Source organism: Brevundimonas sp. (assembly GCF_029945885.1).
Taxonomy (GTDB): domain Bacteria; phylum Pseudomonadota; class Alphaproteobacteria; order Caulobacterales; family Caulobacteraceae; genus Brevundimonas.
Map to the genome: position 1 here is coordinate 142,184 of NZ_JAQSDK010000006.1, position 18,199 is coordinate 160,382.

At 67.1% G+C, this 18,199-nt stretch carries 21 protein-coding genes; 4 read left to right on the plus strand and 17 right to left on the minus strand.

Annotated elements, in window-relative coordinates:
- The 12 genes from PSV00_RS04815 to lipA form a co-directional block, all read right to left on the minus strand.
- Complete coding sequence (locus PSV00_RS04815) at window positions 1-1,278, minus strand: pyruvate dehydrogenase complex dihydrolipoamide acetyltransferase (protein WP_300445368.1); 1,278 nt, start codon at window positions 1,276-1,278, stop codon at window positions 1-3.
- Window positions 1,275-1,610, minus strand: coding sequence for a DUF5076 domain-containing protein (locus PSV00_RS04820; RefSeq protein WP_300445369.1), 336 nt, complete (start codon window positions 1,608-1,610; stop codon window positions 1,275-1,277). The genes PSV00_RS04815 and PSV00_RS04820 overlap by 4 nt, the downstream gene beginning before the upstream one ends.
- Complete coding sequence (locus tag PSV00_RS04825; RefSeq protein WP_300445370.1) at window positions 1,607-2,962, minus strand: pyruvate dehydrogenase complex E1 component subunit beta; 1,356 nt, start codon at window positions 2,960-2,962, stop codon at window positions 1,607-1,609. The genes PSV00_RS04820 and PSV00_RS04825 overlap by 4 nt, the downstream gene beginning before the upstream one ends.
- Entirely contained in the window at window positions 2,959-3,990 is a 1,032-nt protein-coding gene (gene pdhA / locus PSV00_RS04830; protein WP_300445371.1) for a pyruvate dehydrogenase (acetyl-transferring) E1 component subunit alpha, read from the minus strand. Before pdhA ends, PSV00_RS04825 begins: the two co-directional genes overlap by 4 nt.
- 112 nt (window positions 3,991-4,102) lie before the next feature.
- On the minus strand, window positions 4,103-4,432 hold the full coding sequence (locus tag PSV00_RS04835; protein ID WP_300445519.1) for a septum formation initiator family protein: 330 nt from the start codon (window positions 4,430-4,432) through the stop codon (window positions 4,103-4,105).
- Window positions 4,433-4,535: 103 nt separating this feature from the next.
- The gene (eno, locus tag PSV00_RS04840) at window positions 4,536-5,813 is read right to left on the minus strand and encodes a phosphopyruvate hydratase (RefSeq protein ID WP_300445372.1); all 1,278 of its coding nucleotides are present in this window, start codon (window positions 5,811-5,813) and stop codon (window positions 4,536-4,538) included.
- A gap of 65 nt (window positions 5,814-5,878) precedes the next feature.
- Window positions 5,879-6,472 (minus strand): hypothetical protein, encoded by a 594-nt coding sequence (locus PSV00_RS04845; protein WP_300445373.1) that lies wholly within the window; start codon window positions 6,470-6,472, stop codon window positions 5,879-5,881.
- 95 nt (window positions 6,473-6,567) lie between these two features.
- Window positions 6,568-6,750: a 50S ribosomal protein L32 gene (rpmF, locus tag PSV00_RS04850; RefSeq protein ID WP_300445374.1), complete on the minus strand. Its 183-nt coding sequence runs from the start codon at window positions 6,748-6,750 to the stop codon at window positions 6,568-6,570.
- A 200-nt stretch (window positions 6,751-6,950) separates the two neighbouring features.
- Entirely contained in the window at window positions 6,951-7,496 is a 546-nt protein-coding gene (locus tag PSV00_RS04855) for a GNAT family N-acetyltransferase (protein WP_300445375.1), read from the minus strand.
- Window positions 7,489-8,601: an NAD(P)/FAD-dependent oxidoreductase gene (locus PSV00_RS04860; protein WP_300445376.1), complete on the minus strand. Its 1,113-nt coding sequence runs from the start codon at window positions 8,599-8,601 to the stop codon at window positions 7,489-7,491. The genes PSV00_RS04855 and PSV00_RS04860 overlap by 8 nt, the downstream gene beginning before the upstream one ends.
- Entirely contained in the window at window positions 8,598-9,053 is a 456-nt protein-coding gene (locus PSV00_RS04865; protein ID WP_300445377.1) for a type II toxin-antitoxin system RatA family toxin, read from the minus strand. The genes PSV00_RS04860 and PSV00_RS04865 overlap by 4 nt, the downstream gene beginning before the upstream one ends.
- Window positions 9,054-9,060: 7 nt before the next feature.
- The gene (gene lipA, locus PSV00_RS04870; RefSeq protein WP_300445378.1) at window positions 9,061-10,023 is read right to left on the minus strand and encodes a lipoyl synthase; all 963 of its coding nucleotides are present in this window, start codon (window positions 10,021-10,023) and stop codon (window positions 9,061-9,063) included.
- 146 nt (window positions 10,024-10,169) lie between these two features.
- Here lipA and PSV00_RS04875 point away from each other — a divergent pair, with 146 nt between their 5' ends.
- Both PSV00_RS04875 and PSV00_RS04880 read left to right on the plus strand, forming a co-directional pair.
- Window positions 10,170-11,768, plus strand: coding sequence for an AMP-binding protein (locus tag PSV00_RS04875; protein ID WP_300445379.1), 1,599 nt, complete (start codon window positions 10,170-10,172; stop codon window positions 11,766-11,768).
- Between the two features lie 82 nt (window positions 11,769-11,850).
- On the plus strand, window positions 11,851-12,267 hold the full coding sequence (locus tag PSV00_RS04880; protein ID WP_300445380.1) for a DoxX family protein: 417 nt from the start codon (window positions 11,851-11,853) through the stop codon (window positions 12,265-12,267).
- On the opposite strand, the gene ygiD is transcribed toward PSV00_RS04880, so the two are convergent.
- The 4 genes from ygiD to PSV00_RS04900 all read right to left on the minus strand — a co-directional run bounded on the left by ygiD (window position 12,268) and on the right by PSV00_RS04900 (window position 15,062).
- Window positions 12,268-13,023 (minus strand): 4,5-DOPA dioxygenase extradiol, encoded by a 756-nt coding sequence (gene ygiD / locus PSV00_RS04885; RefSeq protein ID WP_300445381.1) that lies wholly within the window; start codon window positions 13,021-13,023, stop codon window positions 12,268-12,270.
- Window positions 13,023-13,625 carry an NAD(P)H:quinone oxidoreductase gene (wrbA, locus tag PSV00_RS04890; protein ID WP_300445382.1) on the minus strand — a complete coding sequence of 201 codons (603 nt, stop codon included), beginning with the start codon at window positions 13,623-13,625 and terminating at the stop codon, window positions 13,023-13,025. Before wrbA ends, ygiD begins: the two co-directional genes overlap by 1 nt.
- 88 nt (window positions 13,626-13,713) lie before the next feature.
- Window positions 13,714-14,181, minus strand: coding sequence for a hypothetical protein (locus PSV00_RS04895; RefSeq protein ID WP_300445383.1), 468 nt, complete (start codon window positions 14,179-14,181; stop codon window positions 13,714-13,716).
- Window positions 14,178-15,062: a M15 family metallopeptidase gene (locus PSV00_RS04900; RefSeq protein WP_300445384.1), complete on the minus strand. Its 885-nt coding sequence runs from the start codon at window positions 15,060-15,062 to the stop codon at window positions 14,178-14,180. The genes PSV00_RS04895 and PSV00_RS04900 overlap by 4 nt, the downstream gene beginning before the upstream one ends.
- Before the next feature lie 159 nt (window positions 15,063-15,221).
- Here PSV00_RS04900 and PSV00_RS04905 point away from each other — a divergent pair, with 159 nt between their 5' ends.
- On the plus strand, window positions 15,222-16,592 hold the full coding sequence (locus PSV00_RS04905) for an MFS transporter (protein WP_300445385.1): 1,371 nt from the start codon (window positions 15,222-15,224) through the stop codon (window positions 16,590-16,592).
- Window positions 16,589-17,374, plus strand: a complete 786-nt coding sequence (mazG, locus tag PSV00_RS04910; RefSeq protein WP_300445386.1) for a nucleoside triphosphate pyrophosphohydrolase — start codon at window positions 16,589-16,591, stop codon at window positions 17,372-17,374. Before PSV00_RS04905 ends, mazG begins: the two co-directional genes overlap by 4 nt.
- A 154-nt stretch (window positions 17,375-17,528) precedes the next feature.
- Here mazG and PSV00_RS04915 read toward each other — a convergent pair whose 3' ends face one another.
- Entirely contained in the window at window positions 17,529-18,074 is a 546-nt protein-coding gene (locus PSV00_RS04915) for a hypothetical protein (protein ID WP_300445387.1), read from the minus strand.
- Between the last annotated feature and the right edge of the window lie 125 nt (window positions 18,075-18,199).

The following is an 18,199-nucleotide window of genomic DNA, read 5'->3' on the forward strand; positions in this document are numbered from 1 at the left end:
TTACGCCAGCATCGTCACAGGGTTCTCGATCATCGCCTTGAACACCTGCAGGAATTTCGCACCGATCGCGCCGTCGACCACGCGGTGATCGCAGGTCAGGGTCACGGTCATCACCGTGGCCACGGCCAGCTGGCCATCCCGGACCACCGGGCGGGGCTCCCCTGCCCCGACGCTCATGATCGCGCCCTGGGGCTCGTTGATGATCGAGGCGAAGGATTTGATCCCGAACATGCCCAGGTTGGAGACCGAGAAGGTGCCGCCCTGGAACTCGTCCGGCTTCAGCTTGCGGTCGCGGGCGCGTTTGGCCAGGTCCTTCGATTCCGTGGCGATCTGCGACAGGGTCTTGGTCTCGGCCTTGCGGATGATCGGGGTGATCAGGCCGCCGTCGATGGCCACGGCCATGGCCACATCGGCGTGGTGATGCAGGGCGATGCCCTCGGGCGAATAGCTGGCATTGGCCTCCGGCACGGCCTTCAGCGCCATGGCCGAGGCCTTGATGATGAAGTCGTTGACCGAGACCTTGATCCCGTCCTTCTCGAGCAGGGCGTTGACCTTGACCCGCGAGGCCAGCAGGCCGTCGATGTCGCAGTCGATGGTCAGGGGGAAGTGCGGCACGTCGCGGAAGCTGTCGGTCAGGCGCCGGGCAATGGCCTTGCGCATGCCGTCCAGCGGCACGAGGTCGTAGCTGCCGTCCGGGATGCCCATCTGGGCCAGGGACTGGACCTTGCGCGGCTCGGCGCTCGCGGGGGCACCGGCGGCGGGGCGGGCTTCGCCCTTGCCGGCGGCCTCGATGTCGCGTTTGACGATCCGACCGTGCGGACCGGTGCCGGTCACGGCGTTCAGGTCCAGACCGGCCTGTTCGGCCAGACGGCGGGCCAGGGGCGAGGCAAAGACGCGCGCACCATCGGCGCGTTTGGCGGCGGGGGCGGCCTTGGTCGGCTCGGCCCGGGCAGGCTCGGCCTTCGAAGCCGTCGCCTCGGTCTTTTCAGCTTTCGCGGTCTCGGCTGCCTCGGCCTTCGGGGCCGGGGCGGCGGTCTCGCCGTCCGGCTTCAGTCGGGCGATCGGGGTGTTGACCTTCACCCCCTCTGTACCCTCGGCGACGAGAATCTCGGTGATCTCGCCCTCGTCGACGGCCTCGACCTCCATGGTCGCCTTGTCGGTCTCAATCTCGGCCATGACGTCACCGGCCTTGACGGTGTCGCCGACCTTGACGTGCCATTTGGAGAGGACGCCCTCCTCCATCGTCGGCGACAGGGCGGGCATCAGAATGTCGGTCATTGGGTCTCCCCGGATGCCTCGACCTTGTCGCCCGCCGCGGCGGCCGCACGGATGCCGGCGGAGCGGTCATGGGCGTCGGTCCAGGACTGACGGATCGTGTCCAGCACCTCTTCCTGGTTCAGACCGCGACGCTCGGCATAGGCGCGCGAGAAATGCCAGGCGGCCTCGGCCAGGACGCTGCCGACCATACGTTCGTCGTTGAGGACCGGACGCAGGATCATCTGCGGGCGATCGCCGCCCCACCAGATACGGATCAGTTCGGAGACGTCATCGGTGCGGCCGCTCTCCAGCAGTTCGGGCGGGATCGGCAGAGCCTTGCTTTCAACGGTCATCGCATAACGTCCTTCACAGCCTTGATGATCTTGTCCGCGCCCGGCAGGGACAGCACTTCCAGATTGGCGGCATAGGGCAGCGGCACGTCTTCCTGATGCACCCGCAGCGGCGGGGCGTCGAGATAGTCGAACGCGTGTTCGATGACCCGGGCCACGACCTCGGCCCCGACGCCCATCGGACCCCAGCCCTCTTCGGCGCTGACCAGACGACTGGTCTTCTTGACGCTTTCGACGATGGTCTCATGGTCCAGCGGCCGCAGGGTGCGCAGGTCGATGACCTCGCAGCTGATGCCGTCTTCGGCCAGTTGCTCGGCGGCCTGCAGGGCGAAGCCGACCATGCGGCTGTGGGCGGTGATGGTGACGTCGGTGCCCTCGCGGCGCACCCTGGCCTTGCCGATCGGGACGATCCAGTCCTCAAGCTCGGGCACGTCGAACTCGGTGCCGTACATCATCTCGTGTTCGAGGAAGACGATCGGGTTCGGGTCGCGGATCGCGGCCTTCAGCAGGCCCTTGGCATCGGCCGCATCATAGGGGGCGATGACCTTCAGGCCGGGCACCTGGGCGTACCAGGCCGAATAGTCCTGGCTGTGCTGGGCTCCGACGCGGCTTGCCGCGCCGTTGGGGCCGCGGAAGACGATGTCGGCGCGGATCTGGCCGCCCGACATATACAGGGTCTTGGCCGCCGAGTTGATGATGTGGTCGATCGCCTGCATGGCGAAGTTGAAGGTCATGAATTCGACGATCGGCTTCAACCCGGCCATGGCTGCGCCGACACCCAGACCGGCAAAGCCGTGCTCGGTGATCGGGGTGTCGACGACGCGGGTGTCGCCGAACTCCTGCAGCAGTTCACGGCTGACCTTGTAGGCCCCCTGGTACTGGGCGACCTCCTCGCCGATCAGGAAGACCTTGTCGTCGCGGCGCATCTCCTCGGCCATGGCGTCGCGCAGGGCGTCGCGGACCGTGGTGCGCACCATCTTCGTGCCTTCGGGAATCTCGGCGTCGCGCAGTTCGACCTTCGGCGCGGTCGGGGCCTTGGCGGGCTCTTCCTTGGAGGACTCCGCGGGCTCGGCCCCGGCGGTCACCTCTGCCTTCGGGGCGGGCGCAGCGGCCCCGTCCTCGCCCGCCAGACGGGCGATCGGCGTGTTCACCTTCACGTTCTCGGAGCCTTCAGCCACGAGAATTTCCAGCACCTCGCCCTCGTCGACGGCCTCGACCTCCATCGTCGCCTTGTCGGTCTCGATCTCGGCGATCACCTGGCCGGCGGAGACGGTGTCCCCGGCCTTGATGTGCCATTTGGTCAGCGTGCCCTCTTCCATCGTGGGGGACAGCGCCGGCATCAGAATGTCGGTCACGCTGAGGCCTCCACATAGACGTCGGTGTAGAGCTCGGACGGGTCCGGCTCCGGGCTTTCCTGGGCGAAGCGGACGGCCTCGGCGACGATGGCCTTGACCTCGGCGTCGATGGCCTTGAGCTCGTCCTCGGTGGCCTTGGCCTCCGTCAGCAGGAGTTTGATGTGATCGATCGGGTCGCGGGTCTTCTTGACCTCGTCGACCTCTTCCTTGGATCGGTATTTGGCCGGATCACTCATCGAGTGACCGCGATAGCGATAGGTCTTCACCTCGAGGATGAAGGGGCCGCCCCCTTCCCTCGCCCGTTTGACCGCCTTGGCGACCGCGTCACGCACGGCCAGGACGTCCATGCCGTCGACCTGTTCGCCGGGGATGCCGAAGCTGGCCCCGCGCTGGCTCAGGTCGGTCGTGGACGATGAGCGCTCGATGCTCGTGCCCATCGCATACTGGTTGTTCTCGATGATGTAGATGGCCGGCAGCTTCCACAGCTGGGCCATGTTGAAGCTCTCGTAGACCTGGCCCTGGTTGGCCGCGCCGTCGCCGAAATAGATGAAGGCGACCGAGTCATCGCCGCGGTACCGCCCCGAGAAGGCCAGGCCGGTGCCGAGGGCCACCTGGGCCCCGACAATGCCGTGACCGCCGTAGAAGCCGGTGGCGGTGTCGAACATATGCATCGAGCCGCCCTTGCCCTTGGACGAGCCGCCCGACCGACCGGTCAGTTCGGCCATCACCTGGTTCGGGTCCATGCCGGCGGCCAGCATATGGCCGTGGTCACGGTAGCCGGTGATGATCTTGTCATGGCCCTGGCGCACGCTTTCCTGCACGCCCACGGCCACGGCTTCCTGGCCGATGTACAGGTGGCAGAAGCCGCCGATCAGGCCCATGCCATAGAGCTGGCCGGCCCGTTCCTCGAAGCGGCGGATCAGCACCATCTCGCGGTAGAAGCGCAGCAGGTCGTCTTTCGACGCCCCGGGCGTGTTCGGAATCTTCGCGGACTTTGAATCAGTCTTGGCGGCGGGGGCTTTCGCCATCCGTCATCTCCCGGCTGGGCCCTGGTTGAAGGGCCTCTTGTCGTTACGGAAACGGGCTTTAGCAGCCTTCCTTCCCCAAAGGCAAAGCGCCCCGCCGGACTGTAACGAAAGTTCAGGACTTCCGGGAGGTTGCCCTGCCCTGGACCGCCGCCGGGGCGGTGTCGGTGATCGGGATCACATAGTCGCGAGGGTCGGCGTATCCGATGACGGCCCGGGCCCGTTCTTCCAGAAGGTCACGCGACAGGCTGTCGCTGCGCAGATAGCGCACGCGAACCTCAAGATCGCTGCGCTCGGCGACGATGCGGTTGAGTTGGGTTTCGCGCGCGTCCAGCAGCGCGTCGCGCTGGCCGCCGCTCAGCAGGCCACGCTGGCCCGTCAGGGCCTGGACGCCAAGATAGACCACCATCAGCAACAGGCAGGCAGACAGGGTGTAGGGCTTCATCCGTTCAGGCACCGCGGACGCTCCTTCTGAGCGCGAACTAGCAATGACTGAATCCTGACCGGAAATGCCTAACAAACCGTAGCTTGACCGTAGACTCTGCGACCTATTTCAGAAGCATGCCGTCGCCGAAATAGACACCCTGGTCGCCCAGCATCTCCTCGATGCGCAGCAGCTGGTTGTATTTCGCGGTGCGGTCTGACCGGGCCAGCGAGCCGGTCTTGATCTGTCCGCAGTTGGTGGCCACGGCCAGGTCGGCGATGGTCGAATCCTCGGTCTCGCCCGAGCGGTGGCTCATGATCGCCGTATAGCCGGCGCGCTGGGCCATATCGACGGCGTCCAGGGTCTCGGACAGGGTGCCGATCTGGTTGACCTTGATCAGGATGGAATTGGCCAGACCCTCGCCGATGCCGGCGGCCAGACGGATCGGATTGGTCACGAACAGGTCGTCGCCGACGATCTGGACCCGGTCGCCGAGCCGGTCGGTCAGCTGTTTCCAGCCGTCGAAATCGTCCTCGGCACAGCCGTCCTCGATCGAGATGATCGGGAAGCGTTCGCACAGGTCGGCCAGGTAGTTGACCATGCCGTCCTGGTCGAGGGTCTTGCCCTCTCCGGCCAGAACGTACTTGCCGTCCTTGAAGAATTCGGTGGCGGCGACGTCGAGGCCGAGGTGGAAGTCCTCGCCGGCCAGATAGCCCGCCGCCTGACCGGCGCGGGTGATGAAGGCCAGGGCCTCTTCGGCCGATCCCAGGTTGGGGGCAAAGCCGCCCTCGTCGCCGACATTGGTGTTGTGACCGGCGTCCTTCAGCTGGGCCTTGAGGGCGTGGAAGATCTCGGCCCCCATGCGCAGGGCTTCGGAGAAATTCTCGGCTCCGGTCGGCAGGATCATGAATTCCTGGATGTCGATCGGATTGTCGGCGTGGGCCCCGCCGTTGATGATGTTCATCATCGGCGTCGGCAGCACACGGGCCGTGACCCCGCCCAGATAGCGGTACAGAGGCAGGTTCGAGGAGATGGCGCTGGCCTTGGCGCAGGCCAGGGAGACGCCGAGGATGGCGTTGGCCCCCAGCCGGCCCTTGTTCTCCGTGCCGTCGAGATTGATCAGGGCCTCGTCGATGCGGCGCTGGTCCTCGGCATCCATGCCGGACAGGGCGTCGAAGATCTCGCCGTTGACCGCGTCGACGGCCTTGCCGACTCCCTTGCCGCCCCACAGGCTCTTGTCGCCGTCGCGCAGCTCCACCGCCTCATGAGCCCCGGTCGAGGCCCCCGAGGGCACGGCGGCCCGACCGAAGCTGCCGTCGTCCAGGATCACGTCGACCTCGACCGTCGGATTGCCGCGGCTGTCGAGAATCTGGCGGGCGACAATGTCGGCGATGTCGGTCATGGAGCGGCTCTGTGCAGGGAGGGGAACCGTGCCGGTGTAGCCCAGCCGCCTGCATACGCCAATGGTCAGGCGCAGCCTTCGACATACTGGATCGACGGGCCGCCGACGCTGATTCTCTGCACCCGCCCCTCCGCGTCGATTTCGTAGCGGACGCCCCGTGCCGCCGCGCTGGCATGGTCCCCCGTGGTCCAGACCGTGATGTATTCCGCCGGGGCCTCGACATATTTGTGCGGGCTGACCTCGGCCGCGCTTCCGTAGGTCTGTTTGACCTCCGCCGCCGTGTCGCCGACGGACAGGCCGCGATCGGTCGCGATACTGGTGTTCCGCGTCAGCTGTACGCTGGTCAGGACGCCGTCCTCGACCATTACCAGCAGGCCTTCGGGCGCGCGGGTCGGACGGAACATGTCACAGGCTTCCGGGTCGGGACCACCGACCGCGTCGGGGTTGGCGTCCTCGCCCAGGGCGGCGGCGATCTCGGCCCGGGTCATGCCGATCCGCAGCGGGCCGAATCCTTCGGGCGTCAGGGTGTTGGCGGCCGGGGGGCGGGCCGGTGTGGCGGGGGCGGGCGCGGGCTCCGCCGGCGGTGGGGCCGGCTCCGGGGCGTTGCAGGCGGAAAGGCCCAGAAGGGCAACGGATCCAAGGGTGGCGATACGGATCATGACGGGGCTCCGGTTTGTGTTCCGGAAGTACAACGCACGAAAACGGCGCGCGATGTCATCGCGCGCCGTCAATTCGTTCAAACCGATGGAAAGACCTAGTCTTCCTTGGGCGTCATGACCTGACGACCGCGGTAGGTGCCGGTCTTCAGGTCGATGTGGTGCGAGCGACGCAGCTCGCCCGTGTCCTTGTCCTCGACATAGGGGTTGGCCCCCAGCGAGTCGTGGGCGCGGCGCATATTGCGACGCGAGGGCGATACTTTGCGCTTGGGAACAGCCATGACCGTCTCGATCTCAGGGTCGGTGCGCCGGTGAGGACGCGAAAACAGATGCGGCGGCCCTCAGGAGAGCCGCCACGTGAGCGGGGGCTTATGCCGGAATGTCGGACCGGATTCAAGTGCCCTGCGCACGACAGTGGCTGTGGCCGTGTGACAGGCGTTCCGGACCGGAGCGGATGGTGCCCCCTGCCCGCCCGGCCCGCTCAGGCTGATTCGGCGGCGAGGTGCCGAATCAGCACGGTGAAGGCCAGGTCATCCCGCCGAGGCAGGCCGAAGCGCGGGTCAGTGGCCGGAAACGGGCGGGTCTCACCGGTGCGCCCATAGCCCAGCCGTTCGTACCAGGCGATCAGTTCGACACGCTGGATGATCACGGTCATCTCCATCCGGCGGGCCCCGAACCGGGTGCGGGCCGCCGCCTCGGCCGCCGCCACCAGCCGTCGCCCGAGCCCCCCGGCCTGACGGGCGGGATCGACCGACAGCATGCCCAGATAGGCCAGGCCGTCGCCGCGGTCGGTGATCTGGACACAGCCGGCCAGATCGCCGTTCTGTTTCGCCAGCAGGATCAGCTGGGCCGGATCGGCCAGGGCCGCCTCCAGCGAGGGCCGGTCGATGCGTTGGCCGTCCAGCAGATCGGCTTCATGGGTCCAGCCGCGCCGGGCGCTGTCGCCGCGATAGGCCCCGTGCACAAGGGCCTGCAGCTCCGGAAGATCCGCGAGGGTCGCCTCGGTCAGGACAATGGCGTCAGACATCGAGCAGCCGGCTCGCCACGGCCTCGCCGATGGCCATCGAACTGGTCAGGCCCGGGCTCTCGATCCCGAACAGGGCCATCAACCCATCCAGGCCGTGCACCTCGGGGCCGCAAAGCTGGAAATCCGGCTGGGGCTCCCCGGCCCCGTGCAGCTTGGGCCGGATTCCGGCATAGTCAGCGCTCAGTGCGCCCTCGGGCAGGCCGGGCCAGAAGCGTCGGATATAGTGGGCGAAGACCTCGGCCTTGGCCGGATCGACCGAATAGTCCTCGGTCTCGACGAATTCGAGATCGGGCCCGAACACGGCCTGGCCGCCCAGGTCCTTGCGATAGTGGGTGCCGAGGGCCCCGGCGATCGGCGGCGGATAGATCAGCCGCTCGAAAGGTGCCTTGCCGGTCAGGCGGAAATAGACGCCCTTGCCGAAATGACCGGCCGGGATGTGGTCGGCCGGATAGCCCTCGATGCGCGCGGCCACGGCCTGGGCCTGCAATCCCGCCGCCGTGACCAGCAGGCGGGTGGTCAGGCTCGTTCCGCCCTCCCCGCCTGCCGTGATGGTGAAGCCGCCGTCCGCCAGGGGGGCAGCCCGTTCGAACGGGGTCGAGACCACCACCGAACCGCCGGCGTCCGCGATCTCGCCCTCCAGCGCCGACATATAGCCGTGGCTGTCGAACACCCCGCTCTCGGGGGACAGGATGGCGGCGTGGGCGTTCAGCCCCGGCTCCAGCGCCCGGGCCTCGGCCCCGGTCAGATGTTTCAGCCCTTCGACGCCATTTATCGTCGCCTGCTGGAAGATGGCCTCGATCCGCGCGACCTCGTCTTCCTGCGTGGCCACAACCAGCTTGCCGCATTTGCGGTAGTCGACCTTGCGGCTCTCGAGGAAGGCATAGAGGGCGCGCCGGCCCTCGATGCAGAACCGGGCCTTCAGCGATCCGGTCGGATAGTAGAGACCGCCGTGGATGACCTCGGAATTGCGCGAGGACACGCCCTGGCCGATGTGCGCGGCCTGCTCCAGAACCAGGACCGTCAGGCCACGCCGGGCCAGGGCCCGGCCACAGGCCAGGCCGACGGCCCCGGCCCCGACCACGGTGGCGTCGAAATCAAAGCTCATGGTTTCGCCCCATAGCGCCGTCTGGCCTCGGCCTCGAAACTGCCGATCAGGGCCGAGACCGCGCGGTCGAAATTGGCCTGGAGCATGGCGTTCAGGATCGGGGATTTGAAGGCGAAATCGATCATGAACTCCAGCCGCGTACCGCCGGGATCAGGATGGAAGGTCCAGCGATTCTTCAGATGCCGGAACGGACCGCGGATCAGGCCGACCTCGACCATCGGCACGCTCCGGTCATGACGCACCCAGGTCGAGAACCGTTCGGTCAGGAAGGAAAAGCCGACCTGGGCCTCGGCGTCCAGCACCGTTACGGCGAGGGATTCGTCGCGCCGGTTCCAGACGCGCATGGCGGTGACCCATTTGACGAAGCGGGGATAGGCCTCGACGTCGGCAACCAGCGCGGCCAACTGTTCGGGCGCATAGGGCAGGACGCGGGTGACGCGGTGCGCGGTCAAGTCCGGGTCAGCGTCCAGTCTGGGCCAGTCGGGCGGCACGCAGCCGGGCGAAATCGTCGCCGGCATGGTGCGAACTGCGGGTCAGCGGGCTGGACGAGACCATCAGGAAGCCCTTGGCCCGGGCGATGGCCTCATAGGCCTTGAACTCGTCAGGGGTCACGAACCGGTCGATGGCCGCATGTTTGCGCGTCGGCTGCAGATACTGGCCGATGGTGATGAAATCGACGCCGGCGGACCGCATGTCGTCCATCACCTGCATGACCTCCTCGCGGGTCTCGCCCAGGCCGACCATGATGCCGGACTTGGTGAACTGGTTCGGATCGCGTTCCTTGACCATCTGCAGCAGGCGCAGGCTGTGGAAGTAGCGCGCCCCGGGACGGATCTTCAGATACAGCCGCGGCACGGTCTCGAGGTTGTGATTGAACACGTCCGGCGTGGCGTCGATCATCACCTCGGACGCCCCGTCCTTGCGCAGGAAGTCGGGCGTCAGGATCTCGATGGTGGTGTTCGGGGCCTGCAGCCGGATCTGGCGCACGACCTCGGCGAAATGGGCGGCCCCGCCGTCGGCGAGGTCATCACGATCGACGCTGGTAATGACCACATGGTTCAGACCCAGCTGGGCCACGGCCAGGCCGACCTTGCCGGGCTCTTCCGGATCCAGCGGCTGCGGCAGACCGGTCTTGACGTTGCAGAAGGCGCAGGCCCGCGTGCAGGTGTCGCCCATGATCATCAGGGTGGCGTGCTTCTGGCTCCAGCATTCGCCGATATTGGGGCAGGCGGCCTCCTCGCAGACGGTGACCAGCCCCTTGTCCTTCACGATGGCCTTGGTGGCATTGTACTGGCCCGACCCCGGGGCCTTGACCCGCAGCCAGTCGGGCTTGCGCAGGACCGCGCTCTCCGGCCGATTCTGCTTCTCGGGGTGACGAAGCTCGGCGGGGGTCTTGGTCAGGGTGTCGATGAGAGTGACCATCGAGGGCGTGCAGGCTCCTGTACGTAAAGCCGCTATGTCGTCCTTCCGGCCCGCGAAGGCAAGGTGCCGGTCGCTTCAGTCTTGTCGTGGTCACGCGGCGTAACACACCTTTTCAATCCCCTGCGTCGGTTCTAGGCTCCCCGTTGATGAATACGAGAGGGCAGTCAGTCCTCCGAAGGAGGAAATGCTTGCGGGCTGCCCTGAACCCCGAGGCGAGCGAGGAACCGATCTTCGACGCCCTGATCGCGGCGCGAGAGCGGTTCGGCGACAAGGAGATCCTGGAGGACCAGGATCGCAATCCCCTCACCTATACCGGCCTGATCCGCGCCGCCTTCGTGCTGGGACGCAAGATCGCGGCCCTGACCGAGCCCGGCGAACGGGTCGGCATCCTCTTGCCGTCCAGTGCCGGCGTGGTCGTGACCTTCTTTGGTCTGCACGCCTATGGCCGGGTGCCGGTCATGCTCAATTTCACCTCGGGCGAGCGCAATCTGAAGGCGGCGATCAAGGCCTCCGGGGTCAAGCGTGTCCTGTCGGCGCGTCGTTTCGTTACCCAGGCCAAGCTCGAGGCGCTGATCGATGATCTGGCGACCGTGACCGAGATCGTCTGGCTCGACGACCTGCGCCAGACCGTCGGCCTCCAGGATAAATTGTTCGGCCTGATGGCCGGATTTTTCCCGAATCGTTTCCGGGTGGCGACCGCCCCGTCGGATCCGGGCGTCGTCCTGTTCACCTCCGGCAGTTTCGGCGCGCCCAAGGGCGTGGTCCTGAGCCAGTCCAACCTCGTGTCGAACGTGCGTCAGGTGGCCAGCCATATCGCGCTGGACCCTGACTGGGTGGTGTTCAATCCCCTGCCGACCTTCCACTGCTTCGGCCTGACCGGCGGTGTGATGCTGCCGGTGCTGACAGGGATGAAGGCGTTCCAGTACCCGTCGCCGCTGCACGCCAAGCAGATTGTCGAACTGTTGCCCCAGGTGAAGGCGTCGATCCTGTTCGCCACCGACACCTTCCTGAACCAGTATGCGCGCGTCGCCGGGCCCGATGATTTCTCGACCCTGCAGTTCGTCGTCGCCGGGGCCGAGCGGGTGCGGGACGAAACCCACCACCTGTTCAACACCAAATTCGGCGGCGTGAAGCTGCTCGAGGGTTATGGGGCCACCGAGGCGGCCCCGGTCGTGGCGGTCAACCATCCGGACCGCAACCGCCCCGGCAGCGTCGGCCAGATGCTGCCTGGCATGGAATGGCGTACCGAGCCGGTCGAGGGTATCACCGGCGGCGGCCGTCTGTTCGTGCGCGGTCCCAACGTCATGCGGGGTTATATGTCCGCCGACGATCCGCGTGTGATCGAGCCGCTGCAGGGCGGATGGCATGACACCGGCGATATCGTGGATATCGACGCGGACGGCTATGTCAGCATTCTCGGACGGGTCAAACGGTTCGCCAAGATCGGCGGCGAGATGGTTTCCCTGGCGGCGGTCGAGGGACTGGCGGCGGCGGTCTGGCCGGAGTCACGGCATGCCGTTGTGTCCATCCCCGACAGCCGCAAGGGCGAGAAACTGGTGCTGGTGACCGATCGGATGGACGCCGAAAGTTCCCGGCTCAGCGAATGGGCCCGCGAACATGGGGCTCCCGATCTGGCCGTGCCGAAGAAGATCGTTCGCCTTGCCGAGGTGCCGGTGCTGGGCACGGGCAAGACCGACTATGTCGGGATCCAGAAACTGGTCGAGACCGAAGCCAGGGCCGCGTGACGACCGGTTGGTTGACTGTAACAGAGTTAGTTTCAGTATGGTCGTAGGTCAGCTTCGGCCGGTATCGCAAGGACACGCCACCATGAGTCTGTTTTCCAGATTTGATTCCTACGCGCCCAGAGTGCTGTCCGGCCTGCGCATTGCCGCCGGCCTGATGTTCATGCAGCACGGCACCCAAAAGATCTTCGGCTTTCCCGCTGAGGCCATGGGACCATTCAACCTTGCCAGCCAGATGGGCGTCGGCGGGGTTCTGGAGCTGGTCGGCGGTGCGCTGATCGTGATCGGCCTGTTCACCCGACCGGTCGCCTTCATTCTGTCCGGCATGATGGCCGTGGCCTATTTCCAGATGCACTGGCAGTTCGGGGCGGGCTCGCCCTTCCCGCTGGTCAATCACGGTGAGCTGGCGGCCCTGTACTGCTGGGTCTTCCTGTATCTGGTCTTCGCCGGACCGGGGGCCTGGGCCGTCGACAACCATCTGAACGGGCGCCGCCGCTTCTGATCAGCCGATCCGGACCCCGGTCATCGAGATCGATCCGCCTTCAATGACATCGTTGAAGAAGCGGATCGCCTCGCCCGGGGTCTGCTGCGCGGCGACATAGAGCAGCGGCAGGAAATGATCGTCACTCGGCACGCTCAGCCGGGCGTCGGGTGTCAGATCCATCCAGTCGATCAGGGCTTCATGATCGCCGTCCCGCAGGGCTGCCTTGACCCGATCGTTGAAGGTGGCTGCCCAGTCATAGGGTTCGCCGCCGTCGTGTTTCCAGGTCCGGAGATTGTGCACGAAATCCCCTGATCCGGCGATGACAATGCCCTCGTCCCGCAGCGGATGCAGACGCCGTGCGAGGTCATAGTGGCCGCGGGCGTCCAGCGCTTGATCCAGCGACAACTGCACCACCGGCACATCGGCCTCGGGCCAGGCATGGGTCAGCACTGACCATGTCCCGTGATCCAGCCCCCAGACTTCCGTCGGCACGGCCCCGGTCAGGTCGGCCACCCGCGCGGCCAGGGCCGGGGACCCCGGTGCCGGATACTGCATCGCGTGAAGGGCGTCGGGAAAACCACCGAAATCATGGATGGTTTCGGGATGCGCCTGGGCCGTGACCGCGGCACCATCGGTCTCCCAGTGGGCCGAGACCATGAGCACGCCCGCGGGCTTGCCGATCGCCTCGCCGAGATCGCGCCAGGCGGCGGCATAGGGGCCACCCAGCGCGTTCATCGGGGAGCCGTGGCCGAAGAAGACCGCGGGTTGGCGCATCAGCCGTGCAGTTTGGCGGCGGTCTCGGCGACATAGCGGCCCTGAAAGCGGGCCCCTTCCAGCTCATTGGCGCTGGGCATGCGCGAGCCGTCGCCGCCGGTAATGGTGCTGGCACCGTAGGGGGTGCCGCCGGTGATCTCGTCCAGCGTCATCTGGCCGGCCCAGGCATAGGGCAGGCCCGCCACCACCATTCCGTGGTGCAGCAGGGTCTGGATCATGCCGATCAGGGTCGTCTCATTGCCGCCGTGCTGGGTGGCACTGGAGGTAAAGGCACTGCCGACCTTGCCGACCATCTGGCCCTTGAACCAGAGGCCCCCGGTCTGGTCGAGGAAGCTGCGCATCTGCGAGGCGGCGGTGCCGAACCGGGTCCCGGCCCCGATGATGACGGCGTCATAGTCGCCAAGCTCATCCACCGAGGCGATCGGGGCGGCCTGGTCCATCTTGTAGCCGGACTTGCGCGCCAGGTCGTCCGGCACGGTTTCGGGGACGCGTTTGATGTCGACGACGGCCCCCTCGACCTGACGTGCGCCCTCGGCGACGGCCTCGGCCATGGCTTCGATGTGGCCGTAGGTGGAGTGATAGAGAACCAGAATTTTCGGCATTGCGCCCTCCGTGAAAGATGACGGCGCTATTCGTAACAGCACCAGTAGCGGATGTGGGCCGCATCCGCCGCGGTGCAAGGGGTCGGATTCAGATTTCCATGCGGCGAGCCAGCGGACAGACCCGGTCATAGAAGGCGCGATCGGCCGGAACGCTCCCGCCCCGCGACAATCGGAAGCGATGTTCGATGATCATGGCCTGCTGTTCGATGTTCAGCGCGTCCCAGTCGCAGGTGTCACCCAGCGGATAATGATAGGCCGCCGGGCGGTCGCCGGCGCGCAGCTTGCCGGTCAGCAGATTGACTCCGATGGCGACCTGCCAGACGTGGGCCAGTTCGTGAACAAAGGTGGCCTGTCGAAACAGTGGCCCCACCGCCAGGTCCTCAGGCAGGGTCCGGCGCGGCCAGATGATCCAGTCGCGCCCGAACCAGCGCCCGGCCACGAAGGCGCGGAGGAAGGGCCAGGGCGCGGCCAGGATGCGGACCCGGGCCGGATCGAGGGCATCGCCGAACACCTCCACCGCCAGATCGGCCTCGCCGGGTGTCAGGCCGCGGATCACGGGTGAACGACAGGAGCCGGAGGCCCGGCCCACTCCCAGTGCCAGGGCTCATAGACATAGGGGACGAATCCGAAGCGTCCGGCGTTGCGCACCAGCCAGCGATAGGTGGCCCCGCGGGTCATGTGCAGGCGGCTGGCCGGCAGGGTCGAGTCGACGCCGAGGTCCGTCAGCTGTCCGACATAGAGGTCGACGGCGGTGCCGGTCCGATGCGGCGAGCAGGTGGCACGACGCACCCCGTCGCAGTTTTTCTCGACGGCGCAGCGGGCCGCGTCGGCCTCGGGATCGCGGAAGCCCGAGAAGATCTGCAGCAGTTCGGGGTCGTCGGCCAAGTCGGGAACCTCGGCCCGGGCGGCGGCGACCATCGCGCGATAGGCGGCCAGGGTGTCGCGGCGCAGCAGCCGGGTCAGCCGGTCGGCGTGCTCCTCCTCGGTCACCAGATAGCCCAGCTGGTTCAGCGGCGGCGGCTCGGGACAGGCACTGTCCCCGGTGAATCGGGCCATGATGAAGGGGCGACGCTCCTGCCACAGCCCCTTGAACACCTGGAAGGTGGCCGGGTCGAACAGGCCGGTGGCAGGCAGGCTGTAGCGGCTCTGGAAGCCGGCCAGGGCGACGGCGAAGGCCGGGGTCCCTGCCCCGCAGCCGGTCGCCAGCTCCTGCTGGATCAGCGGCAGATAGGTCTCCCAGCCCCATTCCGTCTGGCCGAATGGCGCCCATTCCAGCGAATAGTGGGAGATGGCGTTGGCCGCAGCCGGGTCGTTCCAGGCGGTGGTCGCCTCGCAGCGGCTTGCGGCGTCGGACCCTGTGTCCCGGGCGTGGGCCGGGGTCACGGACGCCAGTCCGGTGGCGGCCAGCAGCATGATCAGGGTCAGACGCAGGAACATGGGAATAGCAAGCCCCAGCTGCGCGCCGGGGGCAAGTCGCCAGTCCGACTTCCTGTCCACCCGGCCGAGGGTTGCCGCTGTTTTCACGGGGTCATGTCGGGTCGAAAAACTGGCATGGTGACACACGGCCGACTCGGGCCGGATCGCCCCTGGCCCCGCATGACCGACGCCGTTTCGTCCGCGCCCGCCGCGCCCCGCCGTTCCAATGCCGTGCTGGCTGCCTTCTCGGGCCCCTGCCTGCCGCTGGCGGCGTTCGGTGTGGCCCTGCCGGTCACCCTGCCGGAGTTCTACGCCACCCACGTCGGGCTGGAGCTGGGCGTGGTCGCGGGCGTGTTCATGGCGGTGCGGCTGATAGACATCCTGTTCGACCCCTTCATCGGCTGGGGCATGGACCGGACCCGGACCCGGTTCGGCCGCTACCGGCCGTGGATGGTGCTGTCGACGCCGATCCTGATGCTGTCGGCCCTGATGATGTTCGTCGTGGTCCAGCCGGGGGCCGGCCCCGTCTATCTGTTCGGCTGGCTGCTGGTGCTCTACCTCGGCTTTTCGATCGGCACCCTGGGCCAGCTGGGCTGGGCCTCGGTCCTGGCCCCGCAATATGACCAGCGCAGCCGGGTCTATGGCTGGTGGCAGGTGTTCAACATCATCGGGGTGATCCTGATCCTGGTGTTGCCGACCATCGTCGTGAGGACCGGCATCGGCGACTATGCCGACGGCGTCCGCATCATGGGCTGGGCCATCATGATCGCCCTGCCCGTCACCATCGGCCTGGCCATGTTTGTGGTGCCGGAGCCGGTCAATGCCGGGGCCGCGCCGCACGGTGGGCCCAAGGCCTATCTGGCCCTGTTCAGCAAGACCACGGTGCGCAAGCTGCTGTTCGCTGACCTGCTGCTGGGGGTCGCGCCCGGGATCACCGGTTCGCTGCTGTTCTTCTTCTTCGGCCAGGTGAAGGGCTATGACCACACCGAGGCCTCGCTGTTTATGCTGGTCTATTTCGTGGCGGGACTGGTCGGGGCCCCGTTCTGGGCCTGGCTGGCGACGAAGATCGGCAAGGACAGGGCTTTGGCCGTGGCCAGCCTGATCTTCGCGGTCTTCTACATCGGGGCGACCCTGGTTCCGGGCGGCAATTTCGCCGTGACGGCCGTGGCCATGTTCATCGCCGGCCTGCCCTATGCCGCGGGCCTGTTCCTGCTGCGGGCGATGATGGCGGACGCGGGCGACGAGATCCGGCTGGACACGGGGGTGGACCGCACCGGCCTGATGTTCTCGATCCTGTCGGCCACCACCAAGATCGGTCACGTGATCGCCCTGATCCCCTATCTGATCCTGCAGGCGGTCGGGTTCCGCGCCCTGCCGGGGATCGCGGGCAACAGCGAAACCTCGCTGCTGACCCTGCAGATCCTGTTCATCCTGGTGCCCGGCCTGCTGCTGGCGGCGGCGGCCCTGGTGCTGAGGGGGTATCCGCTGACGCCGGCGCGGCATGACGCGATCCGCAAGGCGCTGGAAGCCCGCGACGGAGCCGCCGCATGAGCCCGATCGACCGGCTGAACGGCATCATGCGCACCCTGCGCAATCCCGACGGCGGCTGTCCGTGGGACCTGGAACAGACCTTCGCCACCATCGCCCCCTGCACGGTCGAGGAGGCCTATGAGGTCGCCGACGCCATCGAGCGCGGCGACTGGGACGATCTGAAGTCCGAACTGGGCGACCTGCTGTTCCAGGTCGTCTTCCACGCCCGCATGGCCGAGGAAGCGGGGCTGTTCGTGTTCGACGACGTGGTCGAGGCCATCGCCGACAAACTGACCCGCCGCCATCCGCATGTGTTCGGCGACGAGGCGGCGAAGGCCGACGGCGCGGCCCAGAAGGCGCGCTGGGAGGATATCAAGGCCGGGGAACGCAAGGCGAGGGCCCAGCACGGGGTGCTGGACGATGTGCCCGTCGGCCTGCCCGCCCTGACCCGGGCGGTGAAACTGACCAGACGGGCGGCGCGCGTCGGCTTCGACTGGCCCTCGACCGATCAGGTGTTCGACAAGCTGCATGAGGAGGTGGCCGAGCTGCGCGCCGAGATCGCCGCCGGGGACCTCGACAAGGCCCGGGCCGAGATGGGCGACCTGCTGTTCGTCGTCGCCAACCTGGCCCGCAAGCTGGGGGTCGAACCCGAGGACGCCCTGCGCGGCACCAATGCCAAATTCATCCGGCGGTTCGGGTTTATCGAGGCGGAACTGGCCAGGGACGGGCGGTCGCCGGAGCAGTCGGACCTGGCCGAGATGGACGGGCTGTGGAATGCGGCCAAGGTGGCGGAGCGAGGGTAGTCGTTTGTGCTGCGGCTAGCGCCCCTCCACCGCTCCGCGGTCCTCCTCCCCACGAAGTGGGGAGGAGACGTGCGGGCCGCTCTGTCTCCTCCCTGTCGCGTAGCGATGGGGAGGGGGACCGCGAAGCGGTGGAGGGGAAGTCTCACAAAGCGCGCTACGCCTGGGCAGGAATGGACTCCGAAAAAACCGGGTGCAAGGAGTCTAATTTCTGAGGTTCGATGTCCGGATCTTCCGACACCGCGTTCAAATTATTGATCTTCGCCTCGTCTGCCGCAACCAGTCTCAGCGGCTCACGAGTGGACTCCAGCCGGGGTGGTGTCACATCGGGCAGGCCGGCCATGACCTGGGCGCGGGCACGGTCGGCGAGCTTGTCGTACAGGCGCATCCAGGTCGCGGCCTCGGACGCGCGGCCCATGCCCAGGGCGCGGCGGATGTTGAGGAAGGCCTCGTCGGTCAGGTCGGCGAAGCTGACGTCGTCATCGGGATGGTATTCGCCGGCTTCCGGCGGGGCGTCGCAGGCGGGCTGATCGATCCGCCGCCAGCCCCCGGCCCGCGCATGCATGCGGAATGAGCTGAGCGACATGCCGTAGCGCTGGCAGATGCTGATCGCCGTCACGCCGGCGAGATATTCCCGCCGGGCATGGTCCCAAATATTACCGCCGAGACCGTCGAGGTCGGCGGGGTTGAGTTGGGTGCTCATGGTCATGCGGAGAGTGTGGCATGGGGGGACGTCAGACGCGGACGTGGGGGTGTTGGGACGGCGGGTGTCCCTCTGCGGTGCCCGTTTGCGCGACGGCCAGTGCCCCTCCACCGCTTCGCGGTCCC